This window comes from Streptococcus sp. HMSC34B10, from assembly GCF_001839505.1.
Classification (GTDB): domain Bacteria; phylum Bacillota; class Bacilli; order Lactobacillales; family Streptococcaceae; genus Streptococcus; species Streptococcus peroris.
The window spans coordinates 23,454-49,268 of the sequence record NZ_KV841546.1 but is presented as its reverse complement, the minus strand read 5'-3'; the positions used below and the strand labels follow the sequence as shown (position 1 = coordinate 49,268).

24 protein-coding genes are annotated in these 25,815 nt (G+C 40.2%); 8 read left to right on the top strand and 16 right to left on the bottom strand.

What is annotated here, in order from left to right:
• Positions 1-27: 27 nt before the first annotated feature.
• From HMPREF3237_RS01615 to HMPREF3237_RS01595, 6 genes are all read right to left on the bottom strand, one after another.
• Entirely contained in the window at positions 28-1,581 is a 1,554-nt protein-coding gene (locus HMPREF3237_RS01615) for a damage-inducible protein CinA (RefSeq protein ID WP_070888622.1), read from the bottom strand.
• A 44-nt stretch (positions 1,582-1,625) separates the two neighbouring features.
• Positions 1,626-1,760, bottom strand: a complete 135-nt coding sequence (locus HMPREF3237_RS09045) for a hypothetical protein (protein ID WP_257364500.1) — start codon at positions 1,758-1,760, stop codon at positions 1,626-1,628.
• A gap of 87 nt (positions 1,761-1,847) precedes the next feature.
• Entirely contained in the window at positions 1,848-3,764 is a 1,917-nt protein-coding gene (gene mnmG, locus HMPREF3237_RS01610; protein ID WP_070888621.1) for a tRNA uridine-5-carboxymethylaminomethyl(34) synthesis enzyme MnmG, read from the bottom strand.
• A gap of 9 nt (positions 3,765-3,773) precedes the next feature.
• Positions 3,774-4,229, bottom strand: a complete 456-nt coding sequence (locus HMPREF3237_RS01605) for an NUDIX hydrolase (RefSeq protein WP_006144654.1) — start codon at positions 4,227-4,229, stop codon at positions 3,774-3,776.
• 139 nt (positions 4,230-4,368) lie between these two features.
• Positions 4,369-5,490 (bottom strand): tRNA 2-thiouridine(34) synthase MnmA, encoded by a 1,122-nt coding sequence (mnmA, locus tag HMPREF3237_RS01600; RefSeq protein ID WP_025168559.1) that lies wholly within the window; start codon positions 5,488-5,490, stop codon positions 4,369-4,371.
• Positions 5,491-5,840: 350 nt separating this feature from the next.
• On the bottom strand, positions 5,841-6,467 hold the full coding sequence (locus tag HMPREF3237_RS01595) for an aggregation-promoting factor (protein ID WP_070888620.1): 627 nt from the start codon (positions 6,465-6,467) through the stop codon (positions 5,841-5,843).
• A gap of 242 nt (positions 6,468-6,709) precedes the next feature.
• Between HMPREF3237_RS01595 and sdaAB the strand changes: the two genes are divergently transcribed.
• Genes sdaAB through HMPREF3237_RS01580 form a run of 3 tightly spaced genes read left to right on the top strand, consistent with a single transcriptional unit; the run spans position 6,710 to position 8,918 of the window.
• Complete coding sequence (gene sdaAB, locus HMPREF3237_RS01590) at positions 6,710-7,381, top strand: L-serine ammonia-lyase, iron-sulfur-dependent subunit beta (RefSeq protein ID WP_070888619.1); 672 nt, start codon at positions 6,710-6,712, stop codon at positions 7,379-7,381.
• Between the two features lie 8 nt (positions 7,382-7,389).
• Positions 7,390-8,262: an L-serine ammonia-lyase, iron-sulfur-dependent, subunit alpha gene (gene sdaAA, locus HMPREF3237_RS01585; protein ID WP_006144650.1), complete on the top strand. Its 873-nt coding sequence runs from the start codon at positions 7,390-7,392 to the stop codon at positions 8,260-8,262.
• Positions 8,263-8,285: 23 nt separating this feature from the next.
• Positions 8,286-8,918, top strand: a complete 633-nt coding sequence (locus tag HMPREF3237_RS01580) for an HAD-IA family hydrolase (protein ID WP_006144649.1) — start codon at positions 8,286-8,288, stop codon at positions 8,916-8,918.
• A gap of 105 nt (positions 8,919-9,023) precedes the next feature.
• Here HMPREF3237_RS01580 and HMPREF3237_RS01575 read toward each other — a convergent pair whose 3' ends face one another.
• From HMPREF3237_RS01575 to HMPREF3237_RS01560, 4 genes are all read right to left on the bottom strand, one after another.
• Positions 9,024-9,464 (bottom strand): DUF805 domain-containing protein, encoded by a 441-nt coding sequence (locus HMPREF3237_RS01575; protein WP_006144648.1) that lies wholly within the window; start codon positions 9,462-9,464, stop codon positions 9,024-9,026.
• Positions 9,465-9,641: 177 nt separating this feature from the next.
• The gene (locus tag HMPREF3237_RS01570) at positions 9,642-9,995 is read right to left on the bottom strand and encodes a DUF805 domain-containing protein (RefSeq protein WP_070888618.1); all 354 of its coding nucleotides are present in this window, start codon (positions 9,993-9,995) and stop codon (positions 9,642-9,644) included.
• A 154-nt stretch (positions 9,996-10,149) separates the two neighbouring features.
• Complete coding sequence (locus tag HMPREF3237_RS01565; RefSeq protein ID WP_070888617.1) at positions 10,150-12,000, bottom strand: polysaccharide biosynthesis protein; 1,851 nt, start codon at positions 11,998-12,000, stop codon at positions 10,150-10,152.
• Between the two features lie 77 nt (positions 12,001-12,077).
• Positions 12,078-12,908 carry a glycosyltransferase gene (locus tag HMPREF3237_RS01560; protein WP_070888616.1) on the bottom strand — a complete coding sequence of 277 codons (831 nt, stop codon included), beginning with the start codon at positions 12,906-12,908 and terminating at the stop codon, positions 12,078-12,080.
• 216 nt (positions 12,909-13,124) lie between these two features.
• On the opposite strand from HMPREF3237_RS01560, the gene HMPREF3237_RS01555 reads away from it, so the two are divergent.
• The 5 genes from HMPREF3237_RS01555 to HMPREF3237_RS01535 all read left to right on the top strand — a co-directional run bounded on the left by HMPREF3237_RS01555 (position 13,125) and on the right by HMPREF3237_RS01535 (position 17,267).
• Positions 13,125-14,291, top strand: coding sequence for a CynX/NimT family MFS transporter (locus tag HMPREF3237_RS01555; RefSeq protein ID WP_070888615.1), 1,167 nt, complete (start codon positions 13,125-13,127; stop codon positions 14,289-14,291).
• Positions 14,292-14,428: 137 nt separating this feature from the next.
• Complete coding sequence (locus HMPREF3237_RS01550) at positions 14,429-14,755, top strand: PadR family transcriptional regulator (RefSeq protein WP_006144643.1); 327 nt, start codon at positions 14,429-14,431, stop codon at positions 14,753-14,755.
• Positions 14,742-15,335, top strand: coding sequence for a DUF1700 domain-containing protein (locus HMPREF3237_RS01545; RefSeq protein WP_070888614.1), 594 nt, complete (start codon positions 14,742-14,744; stop codon positions 15,333-15,335). The genes HMPREF3237_RS01550 and HMPREF3237_RS01545 overlap by 14 nt, the downstream gene beginning before the upstream one ends.
• On the top strand, positions 15,328-16,239 hold the full coding sequence (locus tag HMPREF3237_RS01540) for a DUF4097 family beta strand repeat-containing protein (RefSeq protein ID WP_070888613.1): 912 nt from the start codon (positions 15,328-15,330) through the stop codon (positions 16,237-16,239). Before HMPREF3237_RS01545 ends, HMPREF3237_RS01540 begins: the two co-directional genes overlap by 8 nt.
• A gap of 74 nt (positions 16,240-16,313) precedes the next feature.
• Positions 16,314-17,267, top strand: a complete 954-nt coding sequence (locus HMPREF3237_RS01535) for a DUF6574 domain-containing protein (protein ID WP_070888612.1) — start codon at positions 16,314-16,316, stop codon at positions 17,265-17,267.
• A gap of 394 nt (positions 17,268-17,661) precedes the next feature.
• Here the strand turns inward: HMPREF3237_RS01535 and HMPREF3237_RS01530 are convergent, their stop codons facing one another.
• The 6 genes from HMPREF3237_RS01530 to HMPREF3237_RS01505 form a co-directional block, all read right to left on the bottom strand.
• The gene (locus tag HMPREF3237_RS01530) at positions 17,662-18,033 is read right to left on the bottom strand and encodes a TM2 domain-containing protein (protein ID WP_070888611.1); all 372 of its coding nucleotides are present in this window, start codon (positions 18,031-18,033) and stop codon (positions 17,662-17,664) included.
• A 205-nt stretch (positions 18,034-18,238) separates the two neighbouring features.
• Positions 18,239-18,697, bottom strand: a complete 459-nt coding sequence (locus tag HMPREF3237_RS01525) for a TM2 domain-containing protein (RefSeq protein WP_006144637.1) — start codon at positions 18,695-18,697, stop codon at positions 18,239-18,241.
• Between the two features lie 159 nt (positions 18,698-18,856).
• Positions 18,857-19,843, bottom strand: a complete 987-nt coding sequence (locus HMPREF3237_RS01520) for an oxygen-dependent tRNA uridine(34) hydroxylase TrhO (protein WP_070888610.1) — start codon at positions 19,841-19,843, stop codon at positions 18,857-18,859.
• A gap of 219 nt (positions 19,844-20,062) precedes the next feature.
• Positions 20,063-21,457 (bottom strand): hypothetical protein, encoded by a 1,395-nt coding sequence (locus HMPREF3237_RS01515; protein ID WP_070888609.1) that lies wholly within the window; start codon positions 21,455-21,457, stop codon positions 20,063-20,065.
• Between the two features lie 536 nt (positions 21,458-21,993).
• On the bottom strand, positions 21,994-24,627 hold the full coding sequence (polA, locus tag HMPREF3237_RS01510; RefSeq protein ID WP_070888608.1) for a DNA polymerase I: 2,634 nt from the start codon (positions 24,625-24,627) through the stop codon (positions 21,994-21,996).
• Between the two features lie 76 nt (positions 24,628-24,703).
• Positions 24,704-25,813, bottom strand: coding sequence for an N-acetylmuramoyl-L-alanine amidase family protein (locus tag HMPREF3237_RS01505; RefSeq protein WP_070888607.1), 1,110 nt, complete (start codon positions 25,811-25,813; stop codon positions 24,704-24,706).
• Positions 25,814-25,815: the final 2 nt, after the last annotated feature.

The following is a 25,815-nucleotide window of genomic DNA, read 5'->3' as shown; positions in this document are numbered from 1 at the left end:
AAAAATTACACAAGATATTGATAGTTTTTATTTTAGTTTGTAGAGTTTGAAATCTTTAAATTCACCTTGAACCGCTTGATAATTTTCAGCTAGAAGCTGCTCAACTTCTGTCCATAGGGGTGTTTTTGTATTTACGACAATCATCTTTGGTTGATTATCTCGCAGATCATTTACAAGTTTGGTCCGATTTGCATCAAGTCCTGTATGCAATCTAGGCGATAGCAACTGACTAGCTGATAAGCGCTCGCTAGCCTTATAACTGCCTGTATGATTGTCCCAGACATAGATACGATCTGTAGCCTGTGTTTCGCCTTTAATCTTAGCTTCAATGCTTGTACGTTCTTGATATTGCTCTGCATGAAGCACATAGCGTGAGACTATAGGAGCTAAAAATAGGTAAACTAGGGCCAAAATTGGTAAATAGGCATTTCCTTTTACAAAAGTTCCCCATACTGATGTTTCTTCTCTGCGTCTTCTACGACGATTGGCTCCTTCTGGTTTCTCTGTACGAATTCGCGTTATTAGAAGAAGCGACAAGAAAGGTAGTAATTCAACCATACGGCTACCATGGATGAGATCTGTAGAAAAAATTTCTAGACCTAACGCTAAAACGACCGCTATTGCAGCAAACACTGATAAAACTGACTGCTTTAATGGTTTCGATTGGAAAAGGCCTATAAATGCCAGCGTCAAGGCTCCAAGAGCAATTGCCAACAATCCATAGAAGAGAAGGTTATCTAATAAACTTGGGTTAGATACAAAATTCAAACTATCTATTGGGTAGAGGATTTGACTAATCGCATTTCCGAAACTTCCCTTATAAACCGTATAGTAACCAATCGGATAAAAGAAAATTGAAAAACCAAGGCCCGCTGCAAAGAATTGATAAAGACCATGAGTTAAGTTGTTACGGCCAACATTAAAAGATGTTACAGCAAAAAATAAAACAAATGCAAACAAGATTGTAACTAAAGGTGCAAAGAAAAATGCTAGAGCCAAGACAATTCCAATGAGGATGAAACCTTTATCATGACCTGGTTCTGCCAAATAGGCAGTCACTAAACTGAGGGCATAGAACAAGAATGGGAGGGCAAGAATAGTTGCATAGCCACCACCAAAGCTAAGAACACTAGCCAGGACATAAAAGACCGTCAACACTTGTTGCGATTGCTGATTTTGTTCCGTCAGATTGTAAGCCGAATGAAAAAGAAAGAATCCAGCACCTACTAAGGCCAACCAATTAAAAACAGCAAACAAAATACTGCCCTTGGTTAAATACTGTAAAAAGTAATAGAGGAGACCACTAGTTCCAAAATAGTCTGTGTAGATATCTCCCCCTTGGTGCATAGCCCATCCGATATAAAAATCTTGTGCCTGCTCTGGGCTAGTTAGTCCTAGCAAGAAAGGAAGAACTACAGATACAAGTACAACTAGAGTGCTCCAGATTAGGATTTTAAATAATGGTAAGGGAGCAAATGAACTTGGTTCATCCTCGAAACGCTCCTCTCTCCCAACTAAATCATCCTGAATTCCCGTCCAAGATGGAGTTGGTTCCTCTTCTAATCTGCCATATACGTTCATTCATTCTCTCCTGTCGTTTAATTTGTTCTAGTATATCAAAAAGTCTAGTTCTTGTCAGCCTGTGGCGAACGCTTACGCAATTTTTCAGACAAAGAAACAAAACGTTCAACCTCATAAAAACGATGATAAGGAGACTTCTTATAATGGTCTAAAAAGGCTTTTTCTTCTACAGTTAACATCGTCATCCCTCCTTTTCTCTTCATTCGAAAAAAAGAGGAAAAATCTAAAAAACTGAATTCCCCAAAAGAGAATTCAGTGAGATGCAATTAGTCAGCATTTTTTTCTTGATTCCTAGAAATACTTCGATTTTTACCTTCCAGATACACCATGAGGATAGAAATGTCCGCTGGATTGACACCAGAAATTCGACTGGCTTGACCAATCGTTTCTGGATTGATGAGCTTGAACTTCTGGCGAGCTTCAGTCGCGATCGAGTCAATATCATCCCAATCGATGTTGGCTGGAATGCGTTTTTCTTCCATCCGTTTCATCTTGGCAACTTGATCCATGGCTTTTGAAATATAGCCTTCGTACTTGATTTCTGTCTCAATCAATTCGATAATCTTGTCATCCAAATCCTCAGCAGCTGGTCCGATGAAGGCCACCACATCTTGGTAAGAAACTTCTGGACGACGAAGAAACTCCTTGGCAGTCACCGCATCTGTCAATGGTTTGAAGCCCATTGCAGCAACTTTCTCATTCGTTTCCTTTACAGGTTTTAACTTAATGCTTTCCAAGCGCTTCATTTCATTTTCAAATTGATTTTTCTTGATTTCAAAGCGCGTCCAGCGTTCATCGTCAACAAGGCCAATCTCACGTCCCATCTCTGTCAAGCGCATGTCCGCATTGTCATGACGGAGAATAAGACGGTATTCAGCACGACTAGTCAAGAGACGGTAAGGTTCAACAGTTCCCTTGGTTACCAAGTCATCAATCATGACCCCAATGTAACCATCACTTCGCTTCAAAATCAACTCAGGTTTCCCTTGGATTTTCAAAGCCGCATTAATTCCAGCGATAATCCCTTGGCCTGCTGCTTCTTCGTAACCAGACGTTCCGTTGGTCTGACCAGCTGTGAAAAGTCCTGAGATTTTCTTGGTTTCAAGTGTCGCTCGCAATTGATGAGGCAAGACCATATCATACTCGATTGCATAACCGGTACGCATCATCTCAGCATTTTCCAAGCCTTTGATAGAATGGACTAAATCACGTTGTACATCTTCAGGAAGACTCGTTGACAAGCCTTGCACGTAAACCTCTTCAGTATCTCGGCCTTCAGGCTCAAGGAAGAGTTGGTGACGTTCTTTGTCCGCAAAACGCACAATCTTGTCTTCAATAGATGGGCAATAGCGAGGACCTACTCCCTTTACAACCCCTGTAAACATCGGCGCACGGTAAAGATTATTTTGAATAATTTCATGGCTATGACCATTCGTATAGGTCAACCAACACGGCACTTGATCTTTTAGATAGTCTTCATCACGTGATGTGTAGGAGAAGTGGTTTGGTGTTTCATCTCCTGGCTGAATCTCTGTTTCGTCATAGTTGATAGAAGAAGCTTTGACACGAGGGGGTGTCCCTGTCTTGAAACGCCCAATTTCTAGGCCTAACTCTTTGAGATTATCTGCTAAATTAACAGATGCTAGACTGTGATTCGGACCTGACGAATACTTGAGATCCCCGATGATAATTTCTCCACGAAGGGCAGTCCCCGTGGTTACGATAACGGCCTTTGCACCGTATTCTTGATGAGTCGCTGTCCGAACACCGAAAACCTTGCCATCTTCTACCAAAATCTCGTCAATCATAGTTTGACGGAGAGTGAGATTTTCTTGATTTTCAACCGTTTTGCGCATTTCCTTAGAGTAAAGCTCCTTGTCAGCTTGCGCACGAAGGGCACGTACCGCAGGACCTTTACCAGTGTTGAGCATTTTCATTTGGATATAGGTCTTGTCTATGTTCTTAGCCATTTCGCCACCAAGTGCGTCTACTTCACGGACAACAATCCCCTTTGCAGAACCACCAATTGATGGATTACAAGGCATAAAGGCCAACATCTCGATATTAATGGTCGCAAGTAATACCTTACAGCCCATACGACTAGCAGCAAGTGAAGCCTCAACTCCCGCATGCCCAGCACCAATGACAATGATATCGTATTCTTCAATAAAATGATAAGCCATTTTTCTCTCCTATTCTTCAAGATGAATGTGTTGTAATTGGCCGTCCCATTCTGGTAAGGCTGTTTTTAAAAAGTCTGGTTTCAGGTCAACAGTCTGCAAATCATCTAAAGCAATCCAACGGCAAGGTAATCGCTTTGCATCTTCCTGCATCGTCAATGGAGCTCTTTCTAACAAATCAACCAAATAATGAAACTCAATATTATGATAGTGGACACCTGCTTGTTCAAAGCGATTTTCTACAATGAAAGCTAACTGAACAGCTTTAGATGCGACACCAAGTTCTTCTTTTACTTCTCGAGCCACAGCATCTTCAGTAGCTTCATCCACTTGAATGGCACCACCAATTGTATAAAAACCATCCCCATCTTCTACGACTAACAAGCGATTGTCTTTTACAATCAAAGCGGTCGCTCTCACACCGAAAACAGTATTTCCCACTTTTGTCCGAAAATCTTGTTGAATCATTTTTATCCTTTCCTTTAAACGACACAAAAACAGTCAAAACTCTGAGAAGTGCAGGACAAAAAAGCCTGCAACATCCATGAGCTTTGACCATCATTTCTATTGCTTTTATTATTGTAGCAGATTGAGAAAATTTGTCAATCTAAATGTACTGACAAACTTTACCATCACGGTAGGCATTATCAATCAAACCACCACCGAGACACTCTTCACCATCGTAAAAGACAACTGCCTGCCCTGGCGTGATAGCGCGTTGCGGTTCCGCAAAAATAACTTCTGCCTTATCTCCTTTGACATGAACAGTCACCTTGGAGTCAGGCTGGCGGTAGCGAAATTTAGCTATGCATTCTAAAGTAAATTCCTCTGGCATGTCACGAGTAAAGTGAACCTGACTGGCTTCTAAGCTAGTTGACATGAGCGCTTCATGGTAGAAACCTTGACCTACATACAGGATATTTTTGCTCAGGTCTTTCCCAACAACGAACCAAGGGGCATTGTCACCACCGTGTTGACCCCCAATACCAAGTCCTCCACGCTGACCAATTGTATAATACATAAGACCTGCATGTTCGCCCATATCGCGACCATCCACAGTCATCATGCGACCAGGTTGGGCTGGTAGGTAGTTACCGAGAAATTCTTTAAAGTTCTTTTCTCCGATAAAACAAATTCCTGTCGAATCTTTCTTCTTAGCAGTCGCAAGTCCTGCTTCTTCAGCTATTTTACGTACTTCAGGTTTTTCCAAATGTCCCAAAGGGAACATGGTTTTTTGGAGTTGTTCTTGTGAAAGTTGGCTGAGGAAATAGGTCTGGTCCTTGCCATTGTCCACACCACGAAGCATGTGAACGATGCCATCCTCATCACGCGCCACTCTAGCATAGTGCCCAGTCGCTACATAATCGGCTCCCAAGGTCATAGCATAGTCCAAAAAGGCCTTGAACTTGATTTCCTTATTACACATAACATCTGGATTTGGCGTGCGTCCTGCACGGTATTCCGCTAGGAAATACTCAAAAACGCGGTCCCAGTACTCTTTTTCAAAATTGACAGAGTAGTAAGGAATACCAATCTGATCTGCCACTGCAGCCACATCCTTGTAATCTTCGGTCGCCGTACAGACGCCGTTTTCATCTGTGTCATCCCAGTTTTTCATGAAGATTCCAATCACATCATAGCCCTGCTCCTTAAGTAAGAGAGCTGTCACTGACGAATCGACACCACCACTCATCCCCACGACAACACGTGTTTTAGAGTTATCACTCATGGTAAGTCTCCCATCTATTCGTTTATTCATACCCTTCAAAATTCTATTTATTATGACTTTCAATAGAATTTCTTTGAGTATAGTCTTTTCGTTTGCTTTTAGGACTAGGCAACGAGTCGCAGGCATAACTCGAGTTAGGTAAGACGAGTTAACAAAGTAATAAAAGATAAACGAAATGACTAGTTCACGATTGAAGGTCGTGTGTGCTTCACGATTGAAGGTCGCTTGAGCAGTATTCATTATAACATGCTTGGTGGGAGAAGACAAGAAAGTAGAAGACTTCTTTTAGATGGCGCAAAAAAAGTCGAGGAAATTCCTCGACTTTTGCATCTTATTTTATTCGTTAGTTCTTAGTACCAACCATTTGCAAGCCAGAAATCCTTGGCTGCAGACCATGATCCATAACGTCCTGCAACGTAAGCGTCTGCGACACGCTCTTGGTTTGCAGCTGAATAATCACCGTTCAAGTATGAATCTGTTAATTGGTAACGTCCAATGTATTGTCCGTTTGTTGCTGTATAGCTACCGCCTGATTCTTTTTGAGCAATCCATTCTTTAGCTTCTGCTTCAGATCCACTTACTGTTGCAGCAGGTGCTGGGGCGCTCTCCTCTACTACTGGTGCAGAAGTCTCTTCTACAACTGCTGGTGCTGCGACTGCTGGTGCTGCAACTGCAGTTTCAGTTGTTGCCGCTGTCTCAGCTGGAGCTGGAGTTACTGAAGTTGAAGCTTCAGTTGTAGCAGGTGCTTCACCATCGATAACCAATACTTGGTCAACATAGATGAGGTGAACATTTTTAATATTGTTTAATTTAGCCAATTTTTCAACTGTTGTATTGTGAGTTTCAGCAATCTCTGAAAGAGTATCCCCAGCTTTAACTGTGTAAGTTTTTGTTTCTTGTGCAAAAGCTAATGATGGTGCAAGGAAAGCAAGTACTACTGCAAATCCTGCAAATTTAGTTTTAATGTTTAATTTCATTTAAAAAAGTTCTCCTTTTCTCTTATATTACCATGATACCTTTCTAATGTTACTATTTGTTAACGAATTTATGTAGAAATGTTACAGAACTGTGTTTTATTTGCCCTTAAAAGCCATTTTTTGTCACAAAAGCCCCTGATTTACACTATTTAAAGTAGGAAAAAGATATTTTATGACAGATTCAAGCCAAGGAAAGTAATCTTTGCTATAATAGAAGTAAGAATCTTTTTAAGGGGAAACAGATGCAATCACTTCGTTTTCAATCTGTCTTTGATATCATTGGCCCTGTAATGATTGGGCCATCTAGTAGTCACACGGCAGGAGCTGTTCGTATCGGTAAAATCGTCTCTTCCATTTTTGATGACACTCCAACCGAAGTTGAATTTCAGCTTTTTAATTCTTTTGCAAAAACCTATCGAGGGCACGGAACCGACCTTGCTCTCGTAGCTGGTATTTTAGGAATGGATACTGATGATCCTGAAATTCCAAATAGTTTAGAAATCGCCCACAAACGTGGTATTAAAATCGTTTGGACTATCCAAAAGGACAGTAATGCTCCCCATCCAAACACCACTAAAATAACTATGAAGAATGAGAAAAAGACTATCAGTGTTACTGGAATTTCAATCGGCGGTGGTAATATTCAAGTGACAGAATTAAATGGCTTTGCCGTATCTCTCAACATGAATACTCCTACCATTATCATCGTTCATCAGGATGTACCTGGTATGATTGCTCATGTGACAGAGGCCTTATCTCGCTTTGACATTAACATCGCCCAAATGAATGTAACTCGTGAAAAAGCTGGTGAGAAAGCCATCATGATTATCGAAGTTGATAGTCGTAACTGTGAAGAATCTATCGAAGAAATTCGTAAAATTCCTCATCTACACAATGTCAATTTCTTTAAATAGGAGAAAATATGTTTTACTCTATCAAAGAATTAGTCCAACAAGCCGATCTAGACTTTCAAGGAAATGTGGCTGAGCTCATGATTAGGACTGAGTTTGAGCTAACTGGTCGTGAACGTGAAGAAGTTCTCCTCCTCATGGAGCGCAATCTTGAAGTCATGAAATCCTCTGTTAAGCTCGGGCTTAGTGAAAAGAAATCTCGTAGCGGTTTGACAGGTGGTGACGCAGCCAAGCTCGACCACTACATCAAAAAGGGAAAGACGCTATCAGACTTCACTGTCTTGTCTGCAGCCCGTAACGCCATCGCCGTTAACGAGCACAATGCCAAGATGGGACTGGTCTGTGCAACACCTACTGCAGGTAGTGCCGGTTGCCTCCCTGCGGTTCTCACAGCAGCTATCCAAAAGCTCAATCTAACTCATGAACAACAACTAGATTTTCTCTTTGCTGCTGGGGCTTTTGGTCTCGTCATTGCTAATAACGCTTCTATCTCTGGAGCTGAAGGAGGCTGCCAAGCCGAAGTTGGATCTGCCTCTGCCATGAGCGCTGCTGCCCTAACTTTAGCTGCAGGTGGAACTCCCTACCAAGCGAGCCAGGCCATCGCCTTCGTTATCAAAAATATGCTCGGTCTTATCTGTGACCCCGTTGCAGGTTTGGTTGAAGTTCCTTGTGTTAAACGTAATGCCATGGGGGCAAGTTTCGCTTTCATCGCAGCTGATATGGCCTTAGCTGGTATCGAATCAAAAATCCCGGTTGATGAAGTCATTGATGCCATGTACCAAGTAGGATCTAGCCTTCCAACTGCCTTTCGTGAAACTGCCGAGGGGGGTCTCGCTGCTACACCAACAGGTCGTCGCCTTCAAAGAGAAATCTTTGGCGAATAATTTCATCATTATCAGGAGAACCAATGTCATCTCTATCAGCTATCTTTTTTGATTTAGATGGGACTCTTGTGGATAGCTCAATCGGTATTCACAATGGTTTCACCTATACTTTTGAACAACTTGGAGTCCCTAGCCCCGATGCAAAAACCATTCGTAGTTTTATGGGACCTCCCTTGGAAACCAGTTTTTCTAGTTGTCTCCCAGCGAATCAAATCGAACTGGCTATACAGCTTTATCGCTCCTACTATAAGGAAAAGGGTATGTACGAAGCCCAGCTCTTTCCACAAATCAAAGATCTGCTCACTGAACTAGCTCAACAATATCCAGTCTATATCACGACAACTAAAAACACACCAACCGCAGTCCATATGACTAGCAATTTTGGAATTGACCACTTCTTTGATGGAATCCATGGTTCAAGTCCTCAAGCCCTGCACAAGGCAGATGTTATCCGTCAAGCTTTGACAGCTCATAATCTAGCCCCAGAAAATGTGGTTATCGTCGGAGATACAAAATATGATATGATTGGCGCCCAAGAAACTGGTATTAAAAAACTAGCGGTTACTTGGGGATTCGGTGATGTGGAAGATCTCATGACCTATCAACCTGACTGGGTTGCTCATCAGCCAACAGACATTTTACGTCAACTACAATAAAAGACTTAAACAAAAGCACTCCAATTAAATTGGAGTGCTTTTTTAGCTTGTTGATCATAAAATACAAGAAGTCCAAACCAGATTCACGTGTAAAATTAGAATCCCTTAGTCCTTATCTGATTCTTCGAACGGTGTCACCTCGATGACTTCTTCAACATTGACTGCTTGAGGTTCACTATAGTTTACCACTTCAGTTTCTTTTGTCGGCATAGCATGTAAAATCAAAAGGACAATCCTTCCCATTGGGGCGAAGCGAAGGAAGATAAAGGCCCAGTGGAATCCAGCATCACGCAAACGACGAACTGACAAAGCTAGAGTTGGCACTAAAATTGGTAGGTAGAAAACTGCATAAATAATGGTAAACATGAAAGTAGCTTCGCTTGCTGAATGGCTCGCTGAATACAGCACGGCACTAAGATATAATATTATCAATAAAGGAATAGAAATTACGAAGTTTCCTAGCCAAACCCACCAGTAATCTGGCCGCGTTGAACGTCCTGTGAACTCTGCATAATTCTTAAAAAAATTCTTATACGCGTTAATCATGAGATTCTCCCAATTTTTATTTTCACCAATATAACTAACTATTCAGTTATAGAACACTCCCAAATCTAGTAAGAGACTTGGGAGTGTTAGTAAATGGTTCATCAATACTCAAGAAGTTCGATTCAAGATTGAAACTTCTTGGTTCTTGTATCTTTCTTCAGACAGTTGAACTTATCGTTAGTCCTTTGATGGCATAGCTAGTAGCACCATAAGGGCGATACCTCCAACAAATGGAATAAAGGCAACGAAAATGAGTGCCCAATGGAAACCAGCGTCACGCAGGCGACGAACTGTCAATGCAAGTCCAGGCAAGAAAAGTGCCAAACCAAAAATGAGATAAACAAATCCGGTTAAGCCAAAAGTCATAATAGCAGCTTCGCTATGTGGATTTGCTATTACACTAGCGTATGCCATGTAGAAAGGAATAGAAAGAATGATGTTTGCCAACCAAATCCACCAGTAATCTGGGCGTGTTGAACGTCCAGAGAAATCTACATAACCTTTAAAGAAATTTTTAATTGCGTTAATCATAAAATACTCCTATTTTCTTTTATTGTTATATTTTATCATAAGTATCGATACCTGACAAGGAAGCGCCTGATTCACGGAAGATCACTCTAAGTTTTAAAAAAAGATACTATCTGCTCCTTCCCTAAAAGAAGTCGCGGATAATATCTTATCTATTTTAGTCAACATGTGTTGTTTCATTAGCAAAAGCTATGATTGCTCTCTTCAATTCAGAACCCTGCAAGGTACGAAACTCTTCAATTTTCTGGCTGATCATCTCTAGAGGCATCACATTTACTTTACCAACAAAGATTTTGTCCATTACTTGATTATCAACTAATTCAGTTGATACAAGCAACTCTTCGTATAGTTTTTCACCTGGGCGAATACCTACTTCTACGATTGGAATTTCATTTTCAGTATGACCACTGAGTAGAACCATTTTCTTAGCCAAATCGTAAATGCGTACAGGTTTACCCATATCAAGGATAAAGACTTCACCATCCTTGGCATAAGCTCCCGCATGAATCACCAAACGACTAGCTTCTGGAATGGTCATAAAGTAACGAGTCATTCGGAAATCTGTTACCGTTACAGGACCACCTTCAGCAATCTGACGTTCAAAGACAGGAATCACACTACCTCGACTACCGAGAACATTACCAAAACGCACCGCACAGTAGGTTGATTGGCTACGTTGGTTAAAGCCTGTAACAATCAACTCAGCCACACGTTTAGTTGCTCCCATCACATTTGGTGGATTAACGGCCTTATCTGTCGAAATCATGACCATTTTTGGTACTCTTGCAGCATCAACCGCTCTAGCGACATTATAAGTTCCAAGGATATTATTCTTAAAGGCTTCTTTGGGATTGCGTTCCATCATTGGAACATGTTTATGGGCTGCAGCATGATACACAATAGCTGGTTCGTATTGTTCGAAAACTTGAAGCAAACGCTCGTAATCTTGAATATCGGCGATGACAGGCACAAAATCAATTTCCTGGAATTTACGAATCAATTCATGGTAAATCAGGTAAATAGAATTTTCCCCATGTCCTAACAAAATGACACGTTCAGGATTAAAACGGCTGACTTGGCGACAAATTTCAGATCCAATTGAACCTCCAGCACCAGTCACGAGGATTGTCTTACCAGTGATTTCAGAACCCAGATGCGATTCATCCAGTCGAATCTCTTTACGTCCTAAAAGGTCCGTAATATCAATTTTCTGGAAACCACCTGCTTGAGGCTGGATGCCTTGCACAACTGACTCAATCATCGGCATCTTATAGCATTTCAAGCCGGTATGATTACACATTTGTAGGATTCGTTCATACTCAGATGGATCTAAAGATGGAATCGCAACGACAACTTTTTCAACTCTATAACGCTTGGCCAATTCTGGTAGATCATTATAAGAACCTAAAACTGGGATTTTCCCAAGTTTTTGTCCCTTTTTCTTTTCATCATTATCTAGAATCCCAACCAATTCAAGGTCACTAGTAGGATGTTGGTAGCTGTTCATGAAGAGCGCACCACCATCACCAGCACCAATCAAGAAGGTACGTCGGTGTTCTCCTTCTCCATTTCCCTTTTTACGTCTTGAGTAAATCAACTGCCAAGTGATACGAGGAAATAGAATCAAGAAGGTTGTTAATAGGATAAAGAGTACGATAAAGCGAACAGAAAAGAGTGGTAAGAAAGCATAGCAAATAATATAAGATAAAATACTACTGATGGTCACTCCGAAGAAAATCTTCATGAAATCTGTAATCTTGCTGTATCGACTAATACTAGCATTAAGTCCCCAGAAGCCAATCATAATCTGGTAGAAAAGAAATGTCAGACCTGTGTAAATAACATAATCTGCTGGGGTTGGATTAATCAACCCATAAAATAGAATATAGGAAACAATAATTGAGGAAACCATACTGGCTATATCAAAAAATCCCCAAAAAATTTGTTTTTGTTGTTTATTTAATACTTCAACCAGATCAATTACATAATCTGTCATTTTTTTATTCATGTGAATGGTATCCTCCTACACAAAATCACATTTTCTAGAAATTATAAAATCTTTCTTTAAAATTCTACAACTATTTCTTATTTATTTTTTCTTAGGAGTTTTAAGAAGATAAACTGTCTTACAAATCCTGGACACAGAGCAACAACAACTTGGATTAAGACACTCCTCAAGTATTCACCATAAGAAATCTGTCCACGAGCGTGCATTCTCTTTCGTGCTTGGCGATAGAGTTTGAGATAGCGAAGACCTCCACGGCGTTCAAACATCCCCGCTCCCACGCGCACCTTACATAGAATTTGATCCACATTTCCAGTTCGAGCTCCGACGCTAATCATATTGAGCCAGAGAAGATCGTCCTCCATATAAAGTCCATCTTCGTAGTTACCCGCCCTGAGAACCATCTCTTTTTTGAACATAACAGTCATGTGATTAAAAGCACTTCTCATACGTTGGTAAACAATGATATCCTCATGCTTAGTCGGTACACGACGGTAAGATACAATCTCATCAGGCTGGTCGATAAATTCAGCGATATGACCACCTAGCAGGTCCAAATTTTCTGTTTCCATCAATTCAAACTGTTGCTCGAAACGATCTTCAACAGCGATATCATCCGTATCCATACGGGCAATAACATCATACTGACACTGTGTGACGCCATACTTAAGTGCCAAACCAAGACCACGATTTTGCTCAAGCGGGCAGCGTTTGATTGGAATGCTTGACTGTGCTTCCAATTTCTCCAAAACTTGATATAGTTCAGGTGTCAGCGGACCGTCTTCAACGATAACCACTTCGCTTGGTTGGAGTGTTTGATGTAAGATACTCTCCACTGCCTCCTTCAAAAAGGCTGGATTCTCTTTGGTGTAGACTGACATCAAGACACTAAATTTCCGATTTTCAGACACAGTTTTTCTCCAATATATAGATTTTCTGTCACTATTTTATCACAAATTTCCTGACTTTCCTATTTTTATTTGAATACCAGAAAAAAAACTAGTAAATCTCGCAAACTTTTTTCAATGATTTTCCAACTAAGAAGCGAATCTTGTCACGTCATCTTGACATCTATAGGAAAAAAACTTAAAATAAGCTATTATCAAAGTTAGCTTGGAAAGGTTCACATGAAAAAACGTTCTCTCTTTTTTGTTTTAGGAATTGTCTTAATTGGAGCGGTCTTAAGAGCTCCTTTTACAGCTTTACCAACTGTTTTGGGAGATATTGCTCAAGGTTTAGGAGTTGAGGTCAGCTCGCTTGGAGTCTTGACCAGCCTTCCTCTATTGATGTTCGCCCTTTTCTCCTCTGTTGCAACTCGTTTTGCTCAAAAGATTGGGCTCGAACACCTTTTCACCTATAGTCTTCTCGTCTTGACTGTAGGTTCAGTAATCCGTATCTTTAATCTTCCATTACTTTATCTAGGAACCTTACTCATCGGAGCAAGTGTTGCTATTTTTAACGTACTTCTTCCTAGCATGATTCAGGCTAACTACCCGCAAAAAATTAGCTTCCTGACAACGGTTTATGTGACAACCATGGGAATTGCGACTGCACTAGCTTCCTACCTCTCTGTACCCATTACTCAGGCAACATCTTGGAAAGGCTTGATTCTCTGCTTATCCTTTGTCTGCCTACTAACTTTATTTGTCTGGCTCCCTAACCAGAGCCACAATCATTTTCTAGAAGGGCAAAAGAAAAAGCAAAAGAAAGAGAATATCCTAAAAAGCAAGCAAGTTTGGGCAATCATTATTTTCGGTGGGCTTCAATCCTTACTCTTTTATACCAGCATGACCTGGTTACCAACAATGGCCATCAGTGCGGGCCTATCTCATACGGACGCTGGCCTTCTGGCTTCTATCTTTTCATTGATTAGTATCCCCTTCTCCATGACTATTCCAAGTTTAACGACTCGTTTGTCTAATCATCACCGTCAAATCATGTTAACAGTCATCTCCCTTGCTGGTATGCTTGGAATCGCTATGCTTCTATACTCAAGCAACAGTTTCTTGTACTGGTTAGTAGCGCAGCTCTTGATTGGTACTGCCTGTAGCGCACTTTTCCCTTATCTCATGGTTTGCTTCTCCATCAAAACTAGTTCTCCTGAAAAGACGGCCCAATTATCTGGCCTTGCCCAGACTGGTGGCTACATTCTAGCAGCCTTTGGACCAACTCTCTTTGGTTACAGTTTTGACTTTTTCCATTCTTGGATCCCAGCTGTACTGATTCTTCTAGTAATTGATATCATCATGACAATCGCCCTCTTTATGGTTGATCGAGCGGATAAAATCCTCTAATCTTCTAGTTTTTACTAGGAGATTTTTTATATGTAAAATTTTTATACATATATCTTGACAGCGCTCTCATTTAGTTGTATGATATATGTGTAGAATAATTATATATATAATTTTTATATATCAAAAGGAGGTGCCCCATGTATTTCCCAACATCATCGGCCTTGATTGAATTTCTCATCTTGGCTATCCTAGAGCAAGGGGATTCCTATGGTTATGAAATTAGTCAAACCATTAAACTCATTGCCAAAATCAAGGAATCTACCCTCTACCCCATCCTGAAAAAACTAGAAATCAACCGCTATCTGACTACATACTCTCGCGAATATCAAGGTCGGATGCGGAAGTACTACTCCTTGACAGAAATTGGAGAGGAACAACTGTTTGTCCTTCGAGAGGAATGGACACTCTACACTGACACTATCAACGGCATCATAGAAGGGAGCATTCGTCATGACAAGAACTGAATATTTAAATCAGCTTGAAACCTATCTTATGAAGCTTCCTCAAGCAGATCGCATCGAAGCCATGGACTACTTCAAAGAACTCTTTGATGATGCTGGCCCAGAAAATGAGGAGGAGCTAATGGCTAGTCTGGGTAGTCCTAAAGAAGCTGCCCATGATATCCTGACTACACTACTTGATAAAAAAATCAATGAAGAGAGTCCCAACAAGAATAACCGTCAAGTTTTACAAATCGCAATCCTTGCACTTCTTGTGGCTCCTATTGGGATTCCTGTGGCAATTGGTCTTATTATGGCTATCATTGGGATTTTTATCGCAGCTGTCAGCGTACTTTTAGCCTTCTTTGCTGTATCTATCAGTGGACTTGTGCTCGGAGCTATTCTCCTATTTGAAAGTTTCTACGTTCTCGCCGAGTCTACATCTGCCTTTGTGCTGATTTTTGGTGGAGGTTTACTAGCAATTGGAGCTTCGTCTTTAGTCTTACTAGCGACTTCTTACGTGACCAGATTCTTTGGATTACTGGTTCTTCGACTCATCCAATGGGTTCTGAATAGAGGAAAGAGAGGTGAAGGACATGCGTAAATGGACAAAAGGATTTCTTATTTTCGGAGTTGTTACCAGTATCATTGGTTTCTCCATGATGATCATCGGAATCCAAACCGATGGCGTCAGAAACCTCCTTGCAATGTCACAAAAACCCGTCTTTGAAAATCGAGTGGAAGAGCTCTTTTTTGACCAAGATATTGAAAGCCTAAACATCTCACTGACAGAGCATTCATTAGTTATTACAGAATCTAGCGATGAAAAGATTCACATCCAGTATCATCCAAGCATCTCTGAAAAAGAAAATCTTCAACATTCTATCAAAGAAAAAAATCTTGAAATAGCAGACACTAAGCAATCTAAACGCCACTTCGTAGGCTCTAGTATCCAGGGTATCCTATCTATCGCAAGCGGGGTATCTAGCCGTAATGACGAAGTCGTTCTATCGCTCCCCAAAGGAAAAGAGTTAAAAAATCTAACAGCCCAGGTCGAACATGGAGCCCTTTCGATTAACAATGCGAAACTTAGCAATGCCAAAATCCAATCAAATGGTTATCTTCTACGTATCACTAATAGCGACATCAAAAATAGCCAGCTAACCATAGCTGGAATTGTCAATGTATTTGAAACCAATCTAACAGATAGTCGCATCAAAGCAGAGCATGAACATATCATGGCAGACGATATCCAAGTACATGGTAGGGTGGAATTCGAGGCCAAAACAACTATCTCGCTCGAGTTATCCCAAAAGGAACTTGACCGAATCAATGTAGATTTTTCTACTGAACATGGTGAAATCTATCGTTGGCACCGAGACGGACATGACAGCCCTAAGGGAGGTAGTAAAGGTGAAACTTTAGCTAGCCCATACAAAACAGAAAAAAAAGATACGCAAGATCTCCTCGTCGCAAAAGCGAATCAACGTATCTATTTCCCAAAATAAGATTGCTTACCTTCTTATAGAAAGATTGAATAAAAATAACTAGTAATTACTACTCAAAAAAGGGAGGTCCCATTATGACTCAAGAATGGTTTGAAAGTGCTGATTTCGAAAAAACAACCAACAATGATAAAAAAGATAGTCCATCCGACTCAGTTCTTCTTGAAGAAAATCCAGATACAAAGGAAGAGTCTCCAGTAGTTGAGGAAAATCTTCAAGCCAATCAAGAAGAACAGGAAACTAACCTGGAAAAAGTGGAAGCTGAAGAACAAGAAGAACTCGTGGCAAAGACAGACCAGTCAGAAGTTCCTGTTAAAGAAGCTCCTCATACCAGCAAGTCTTTAGAAAGTCCGTTTTTACCAGACTCTGTACCTACAAAAGCAGCATTTGAAATCTTCAAAGAAGAATTAGCTGACTTTTGGATTTGGCTACAAAGTGCTCTTAAAGAACCGACAGCAAGATTTGATACAGATAAAAAACATAGTTATACTGCCTTTGCGCTCCTAACTATCTTTTCTGCCACGAGTTTCCTCTTTACAGTTTATCACGCCAAGCAAGTCTACTACGGCCATATGGCAGCCATCGACTCTAAAGCTCTCCAGCATTTCCCTTCACTAAATCTCTTTTCCATCTTTTCCATCCTGGTAGCAACAAGTTTGTTCTTCTTCTCTATCCTCATGGGTGGATTTGTAGTCAAACGTTTTGTCGACCAGGACAGTGATTGGACATTGGAAAGAGCCTTTCAAACACATAGCAGACTCTTGGCTATCCCAGTTCTCTTGACAGGTATTGCTAGCTTCTTCGCTCTTTTTAATGGTCTACGATTTGCAGTATTGCTTTGCTTGATTAGCATTGGTCTGACTCTCTTGGCTAATCTCTACATCATTTCAAGGCCTAGCAAGGATAGTCAAACTGATCCCTTTTATCGCCTTCTCTTAGCTTTCCTAGTCAACGGTAGTATCCTATTTCTCTTCTTCCTCGCAGAAATGGCTCTTGTTTTCGACTATCTCCGAATCCTTGCCTACTTATAAAAAAAGTCCCAGCTATTCTTAAATAGCTGGGATTTTATATCTTGCGCCAAGGCCATAGGAGCGGTCTTGAAATTTCACACAAGAACTATTTGCCTTTCCGTTTAGATTTTTTGAAAACTCCTGTAATATTTGAAAATGCACTTTTGGCAAAATGTTCCACTTTACCTTCGACCTTCTGAATGGGCTTTGGAAGATAACTCTTGAAAACATCAAACTGAGCATTAAATAACTTGAAAAAGACCTGTATAGTCATCTTCTTTTGCTCAGATGTCAGACGAGTCATATTATTAACAATGTTAATCATTTGCTTTATTATTGTCAAAAAAAGATAAGTAGTGAGCGGGACTTTTCTCCCGGGTTTTATAACACTACTTATCTTTAAACGTTAATCTACTTATCCTTCGTTTGCTGAAGATACTGTCATTGTAGCAAGGGCGTTATTAAGAGCTGCCAAGTTTGCTTTCTTGGTGGCATTGATGATTAGGAACCAATCGATAATGGTCCAAATTCCAAAAGTCAACCATGCCAAAAGCAGTTTTGCAACGCCCAATCCAACGTGACCAATGTAAAAACGATCAACACCAAGAGTTCCTAAGAAGATTGAAAGAATCAAAGCTGTTGTAGGGTTTTTGATGTTTGCAGTAGCGATAACTTGATTTGCTTGTGACTCATCTAGTTGACTTAAACGCTGACGAAGTGAAGGAAGTTGCTCAGATGGAAAGCTCCCAGTATTTGCTGACAAGAACGAATCTGTAAAGTTTGACATCATAATCTCCTCTTCATGTTTTCTTATATTTTAGAGATTTTTCACATCTTTGTCAAGCCTTCTCTATGGTCACCGCCAACTATGACTAGATTTCACTTCCTCTGTCATACTTCCTTTCACTTACATCTCTTTTGTTAGCAGTCTTCTCTAAAAAAATCCTGTCAATTCTTGACAGGATTCTTTCATATGCAAAAGATAAATATACTTAATCTTCCGTAGTTTCTGTTGGTTCTTCAGAAACTTCTACTTTTTCTTCAACAACTTTTGCAGTCGCTGGAGCAGCTGTCATTGTAGCAAGAGCAGTGTTGATAGCCTCAAGGTTTGCCGCTTTTGTAGCGTTCATGATAAGGAACCAGTCAACAACAATCCAAATCCAACTAAAGAAAAGCGAAATTCCCAATGTAACGATAGGTAAAAGCAAAGTAACCAATAACTTCCCAATTCCTAGACCAGTATGACCGATGTAAAAACGGTCAACTCCAAATCCACCTAAGAAGATAGAAAGGATCAAAGCTGTTGTAGGGTTTTTAACGTCTGCAGCTGCAATAACTTGGTTGGCTTGTGAATCGTCTAGTTGCGCCAAGCGCTCACGGAGTGATGGAAGTTGTTCTGATGGGAAGTTTGCAGTGTTTGCTGACAAGAATGAGTCTGTAAAGTTTGACATAATAATCTCCTCTTTATGTTTTCTTATATTTTAGACATTTTTTCTCTTCTTGTCAAACTTTCTCTGTATTTTCCACATTTTTTCAATTATTTTCTTATTTTTTCAAGCTCTAATACACTTTGACTAAGAAAAAACAGTCCATAAGGACTGTTGTTACTTTTATACAACTTCAGAATGATCTAGGTTCTCACCAATCGCTGCTAGACGCTCGATGACTTGATCCTGCGTCAATTCATGCTCTAAAACGTAACGATTGCGTGGATGAACACGGCACTCGTGCGAGCAACCACGGAGGTACTTGTCTTCATTCTCTTCTGACGTCAAGATACGGCGGTTACAGAAAGGATTGCCACAGTTGACATAACGTTCACATGGTGTCCCATCAAACCAATCTTTCCCTACAATGGTTGGATTGACATGGTTGACATCGACTGCAATACGTTCGTCAAAGACGTACATTTTTCCATCCCAAAGTTCACCTTGAACTTCTGGATCTTTCCCGTAAGTCGCAATTCCTCCATGCAATTGACCGACATCTTTGTAGCCTTCACGAACCATCCAGCCAGAGAACTTCTCACAACGGACTCCACCTGTACAGTAAACTACAACACGTTTATCCATGAATTTTTCCTTGTTATCACGAACCCATTGTGGTAATTCACGGAAATTGCGGATGTCAGGACGGATAGCCCCACGGAAGTGTCCAAGGTCGTACTCATAGTCATTACGAGTATCAAGGACCACTGTATCTTCATCTAGGAGGGCTTCTTTAAATTCTTTTGGTGACAAGTAAGCACCTGTTGTTTCAAGAGGATTGATGTCGTTGTCAAAGTTATCATCCTCTAAACCAAGGTGAACGATTTCCTTTTTGTAGCGAACAAACATCTTCTTGAAGGCTTGCTCACTTTCTTCGTCAATCTTGAACCAGAGGTCTTCCATACCTGGAAGGCTGTGGACGTAGTCCATGTATTTTTGCGTTGTTTCGTAGTCACCAGAAACAGTTCCGTTGATTCCTTCGTCTGCGACTAGGATACGGCCCTTGAGGCCAATAGACTTACAGAAAGCCAAGTGGTCTGCAGCAAATTGTTCCGCGTTCTCAATTGGGACATATTTATAGTAAAGTAAAACTCGAATATCTTTTGACATTTGCTTCTCTTTTCTAAGATTAAATTATCAGAATTTTTCATTCAACTATACCAGTATACTCCCCCAAGAAAGCGAATGCAATTTATTTGACCGAAAAATAAAAAACAAGACCCATTTTCAGATCTTGTTTCAGATAAATATTCGATGAAGAAAAGTTGTCATAAACGGCAAGGTTGCTACGATATTGTTAAAGGAAAAAAGTTGGGTAAGCCCAACTTTTTATTCACTTTTCTTATCGTCTTTTTTGTTATCGAATTCTTTATATCCCTTCGTCAACAATTCTGATTTCAAGCCTTCGTAGTCTTGGGTTCCCCAACTGTCAGATACTTTCGAAGCAGTATTCAAATCCAAGTTCCCATCCTTCAACAGAAATGCGTCATATCCAAAATATTTGTAACGAACTGTTGTTGAATTTGAAAATCCAGAGCTTGCCTTTGTTACTTTATAGACAGTGATTAATGAAATTTTCGCACTTGATTTTTTATCTTCCCCAGGGATAACTTTCAAGTAGCTTCCTTGTGGTTCCAGAGTATAAGTGTTATATGAATCATTTTTGTGTTCTGACTTACTGAAGTCTTCATTCTTCTTCAACAAATCAGCAAAATTCTTCACATCTTTCAAGTCTTTTAGACCTTCAACTGTCACTTCTACAGTCTTAGAATCTACCATTTTACCAGCTGATTTCAAAGAATTGATATAAGCTTCATTCACTTTCAAAGTGACTTTGTCACCATTTTTCAAATTTTTTGGACGTTCACCATTTTCAAACTCAAAGTATGTTTCGTTCTTAGAATTCTTAGCAATTGAAACTGTACCATAACCGTTAAGTCCAGCGAATGTTACAGGTGTTTCAGTCAACAAATCAGCAGCTGAAACTTTTTCATATTCTTTAAGATTTTCAACTTTAAAGGTTTTCTTTTCAGCCTTAACTGGTGCACTCTTAGAAGTGGTAACGACACTAAAAGTAACCTCGTCTCCATTTTTTAAGCCACTTGTTTTATCAAAACTATATTGAACGCTTCTAATCAAAGCGTCTGCCTTGCTATATTTAGTAGCTAATTTTGGATCTCTAGTAACTTCTGAAAAAGTAACAGGATCTTTCTGTGCCAACCCTTCTGCTTGTTTGGAGCTAAAGCCGGCTTTCTTATAAGCTATTTCTTGAAGCTTAGCTGCAACATCCTCACTATTATAGGTCAATGTTCCAGATTCCTCATAGCCTGAAAACTGTACCTGAACAACATTTAACAGACTCTTAGGTTGAGAATTATATATCTTAAATCCAACAAGTGCAACGATAAGAACAGCTACTGCTGCGAGAGCGCCGATAACAGCAATTTTTTTCTTCTGGAACAAATCTTTTGCTTTTTCCACAAGTTCATTTACATCAAAACCTTTAGTAACTGTAGGTGCGGTCACTGTCTCTTTTGCTGATTCCTCTGCTACAGGCTTAGAGGCTTCAGCAGAAGATGGTGCTTCTTCTTTCTCAACAGAAGGTTCTGGTGTTTCTGACGGTTGCACTTCTTCCTTTACGGTCTCTTCTGTTACTTCCGGAGACTGCAACTCCTCTTTTTCTACCAATTCTTCATTAGTAGAGTGTTCATCAATATTACTCATAATAATCCCCTTTCTTTACCTCATTCTAGCAAAAAAGAACATATTTGTAAATTTTCACCATATATTTACACATTATTTTAACTTTCAGGTAACATTTCTAAATTTAGCTAATGAACGGGTGGAGAAGGAACCTTTAGTAACTGTCTTATAAAATCTTATCAAAGTTTTCCACAAATTGTGAATAACTTTCAATTTTTTGAAAATGATTCTCAAACTTATTCAGATAGTCTTTCCATTATGACTCTCTATAATTTAAAATAGAAAAAAAGCAAGATCCTTTGTTTTATCAAGATTTATACGAGCTTATTTCTCTCATGTAGTTCTTAAATTTATTGCGCCCTTCAAAAAAAGCTATTACTAGAGTTTCATTTTTTTATTAGCTAGTTATACACAGGTTGTGAATAACACTTTTACAATTTCGGCCTTTAGTTTCTACCTGTTAGCTAGATAGTTTCACTTTTGTCTTTCCCTAATAGAAAAATCCCCTTGAACAATATTATTCAAAGGGGATTTCTTTTTGTCTAATAGTCTATTTTCTATTTAGCTTCGTACCAAGTCACACCTTCATTCTCATCAGCAATCAGTGGCACACTGAGTTGAATGGCTTCTTCCATGGTTTGTTTGACCAGTTTTTTGATAGCCGCTAATTCTGACTTAGGCACTTCGAGAACAATTTCATCGTGTACTTGTAACAGCATCTTAGTCTGATAACCACCCTCTACCAATGCTTTATCCAGTTGTATCATAGCGATTTTGAGAATATCTGCAGCCGATCCTTGAATAGGGGAGTTGATAGCTGTACGCTCTGCAAAACCACGAATGTTAAAGTTACGCGAATTGATATCTGGCAACTCACGACGACGTTTGAAGAGAGTCTCTACATAACCCTTATCACGCGCTTCACGTACCACTTCATCCATGTAGTTTTTAATACCTGGGAAGCGTTCAAAGTAGGTATCGATGTAGGCTTTAGCCTCTTTACGGCTGATGCCTAGATTATTGGATAAACCAAAGTCTGAAATTCCGTAAACCACTCCGAAGTTTACAGCCTTGGCATTGCGCCGATCATTCGGAGTCACATCCTCAGGACGTTCAATTCCAAAGACCCGCATGGCTGTCGAGGTATGGATATCCGCTCCTTCTTGGAAGGCTTTGATCAAGTGTTCATCTTTAGAGATATGCGCCAAAACTCGCAACTCAATCTGTGAATAGTCAGAGCTGAGAAGGACACTTTCCTCCCACTCTGGCACGAAAGCCTTACGAATGAGGCGACCTTGTTCCAAGCGAACAGGAATATTTTGCAAGTTTGGATCCACACTAGACAGGCGCCCTGTCTGAGTCAAATCCTGCACATAGCGCGTGTGAATCTTGCCATCCGCTAAAATCCAATCCTGCAAACCAATCACATAAGTCGATTGAATCTTAGCAATCTGACGGTAATCGAGGATTTTCTTAACAATTGGGGCAATAGGAGCTAGGCGCTCTAACACATCCACTGCTGTTGAGTAACCGGTCTTGGTTTTCTTGGTGTATTCGAGAGGGAGACCTAGTTTTTCAAAAAGTAATTCGCCAAGTTGTTTAGGCGAGTTGATGTTAAACTCCTCACCAGCCAATTCATAAATCTCTTGAGTTAGCTTTTCAATGACAAGCTCATTTCCAGCCTGCATTTCAAGTAGGGTCTCTTTTTTAACTTTAATCCCAGCGATTTCCATTTTAGCAAGAACAAAAGCCAGAGGCTGCTCCATCTCATAGAGAAGGTCTAATTGTCCGTTTTCACTTAATTTTTCAAGTAAAACAGGCTCAGTTTCAACTAAAACAGCAAGCTTACGAGCCAAATGCTCCAAGAATTTCTCACGTTCAGGAATTGCCTTCTTGACACCCTTACCGTAGAAAGTCTCATCATCGACCAAGTATGTTTGACCGTAGAGACTAGCAATGGTTGAAATTTCATTATTCTCTACAGTAGAGAGAAGGTATTTGGCCAAGCGACTGTCAAAAGCAGGAGCCTGCAGGTTCAAGCCCAAGCGATTTAAGAGAACTTTAGCTTTCTTAAAGTCATACACTTTCAGAGGTGTTTTTTCTAGAAAATCCTTGAGAATCGGCTCCTGCAAGAGCTCAAGTTTGTCTGTAGCGTAAAGTTTATCCCCACATGACCAAGCAAAACCAACCAAATCATCTGTATGGTAATTTTCACCAAAAAGTTCAAAGTGGAAGATAGAGTCGGCACTCAGCATGTCTTGACTGACTTGGTCAACAATAGTGAAATTCAAGCTCTCTGACGCATCCGTTGACGAAATATTTAGAGCTTGTTTGAGCTGTTTGAAACCCATCTCATCGTAGAATTTTCCAAGGTTTTCCACATTTGGTCCATTATAGACCAAATCATCTAGACCTATCTCGATTGGCGCTTTCGTGTCGATGGTAGCTAGTGTTTTAGACAGGAAGGCCTGTTCCTTGTCATTGACAAGATTTTCCTTCATCTTGGAAGCCTTCATACTATCGATATTTTCATAAATGCCTTCAAGCGATCCGTGTTCTAACAAGAGTTTAATCCCAGTCTTTTCACCAATCTTGGTCACGCCAGGGATATTATCAGACTTATCCCCCATAAGGGCCTTAAGATCAATAAACTGAGCCGGTGTGATTCCCATCTTTTCCATGAGGTATTCTGGAGTAAAAGCCTCAAACTCAGCTACACCTTTTTTAGAAATCTCAACAACCGTATGCTTATCTGTCAACTGGATTAAGTCTTTGTCTCCACTAACAATCGTAATATCAAAACCAGCCTGTTCTGCCAGCTTATCCAATGTCCCGATAATGTCATCTGCTTCATACTGAGCCAATTCATAGTGACGAATGCCTAGATGGTCCAGCAACTCACGAATGAAGGGAAATTGCTCACGAAACTCATCTGGAGTCTTAGCACGTCCCCCCTTGTAGTCCGCATACATTTCTGTACGGAAAGTTGTCTTCCCTGCATCAAAAGCAACCAAAATATGACTTGGCTCTATCCGCTCCAACAAATGGCTTAACATCAATTGAAATCCATAAATTGCATTAGTATGGAGTCCATTGGCATTTTTAAAACGATCCAGTTGCTGATAAAGTGCAAAAAATGCCCGAAATGCAACTGAAGAACCGTCAATCAATAATAATTTTTTCTTGTCCATACACCCATTATAAAGGAAAGCAGGGAAAAATACCATTGCTAAGAGTTAGATTATCAGGGAACGCTTATTGGGATGATTATTCTACTCGTGCTCCGTTGCTGTCGACTTGGAAACCATCGATAGTCGTATTGACTGCTAAGGCTCCCGATGCATTCACATAGTAGTATTTCACTGAAACCTGGAACCACTGACTAGCCTTCATGGCTCCTGAACTTTCAAGATAGTACCACGTCCCATTATCCATTAACCAGCCTGTCTGCATTTCTCCAGACGATTTTAAGTAATACCACTTGGAACCGTCTTTTAGCCAACCTGTTCTCATTGACCCATTTGTCTGGAAATAGTACCAATTTCCGTTTATCTGTTTCCAACCAAGAGCCACTTTCCCATTTTCATAGTAGTACCAAGTTGTTCCCTGTTTTTCCCATCCATTCTTAGAGATTGCAGTTTTGGTTAACGGGATATAGCGTCTATTCCCACTTCGTGAGATATAGCTAATCCATTTATACCCATCCTTTTCAAGAGTTTGATCATAATGAACACTCATTCCAGGCTCATAGTAATCGATAACAGTAGATGTCAACGATGGCTGATCCATAATAGCGGCTTTTTCTGTAAAGTAATGAGTCCCACTAGAAGCTGGTGTCGATTGATAATTCTCAACGCTAGTATTCCCCACATCTTTAAAATGAATGAAACCAGTCATAGAACTTGCTTTTACTGTTCTACGATGATACGTTTCTGTATAATCGTAATTGTACTCCTCAATTTCAACCATGTCTCCAATCACGTTAGAAACCCAAGCTACGTGACCATACGATCCCCTTGTGCTCCATGCAATAGATCCAATCGCTGGCTTCTGATCCACACGATATCCTTCTCTTTGAGCTCGGTAACCCCATTCCTTAGCATGCCCATAAGCAGCAGGTAGTTCAAATCCATTTACGCCACTTAATCGAAAAGCAGCGAAAGATGTACATTGTCTAGAGTATAGACGCCACTTATCAATTTCCTGATTTCCATTTTTATAATAATAGGGATAATCATCTCCACGCGCCAATGATCCATTGTTTCCCTGATTGGCATGAACAGTGCCTCCGCCAAACAGTAAAGTACCTGCTAGCAATAGTGAAGCTGTTCCCACTGTCGTTCTCTTAAGAAAAGTTTTCTTTTTACTAAATGTCATTT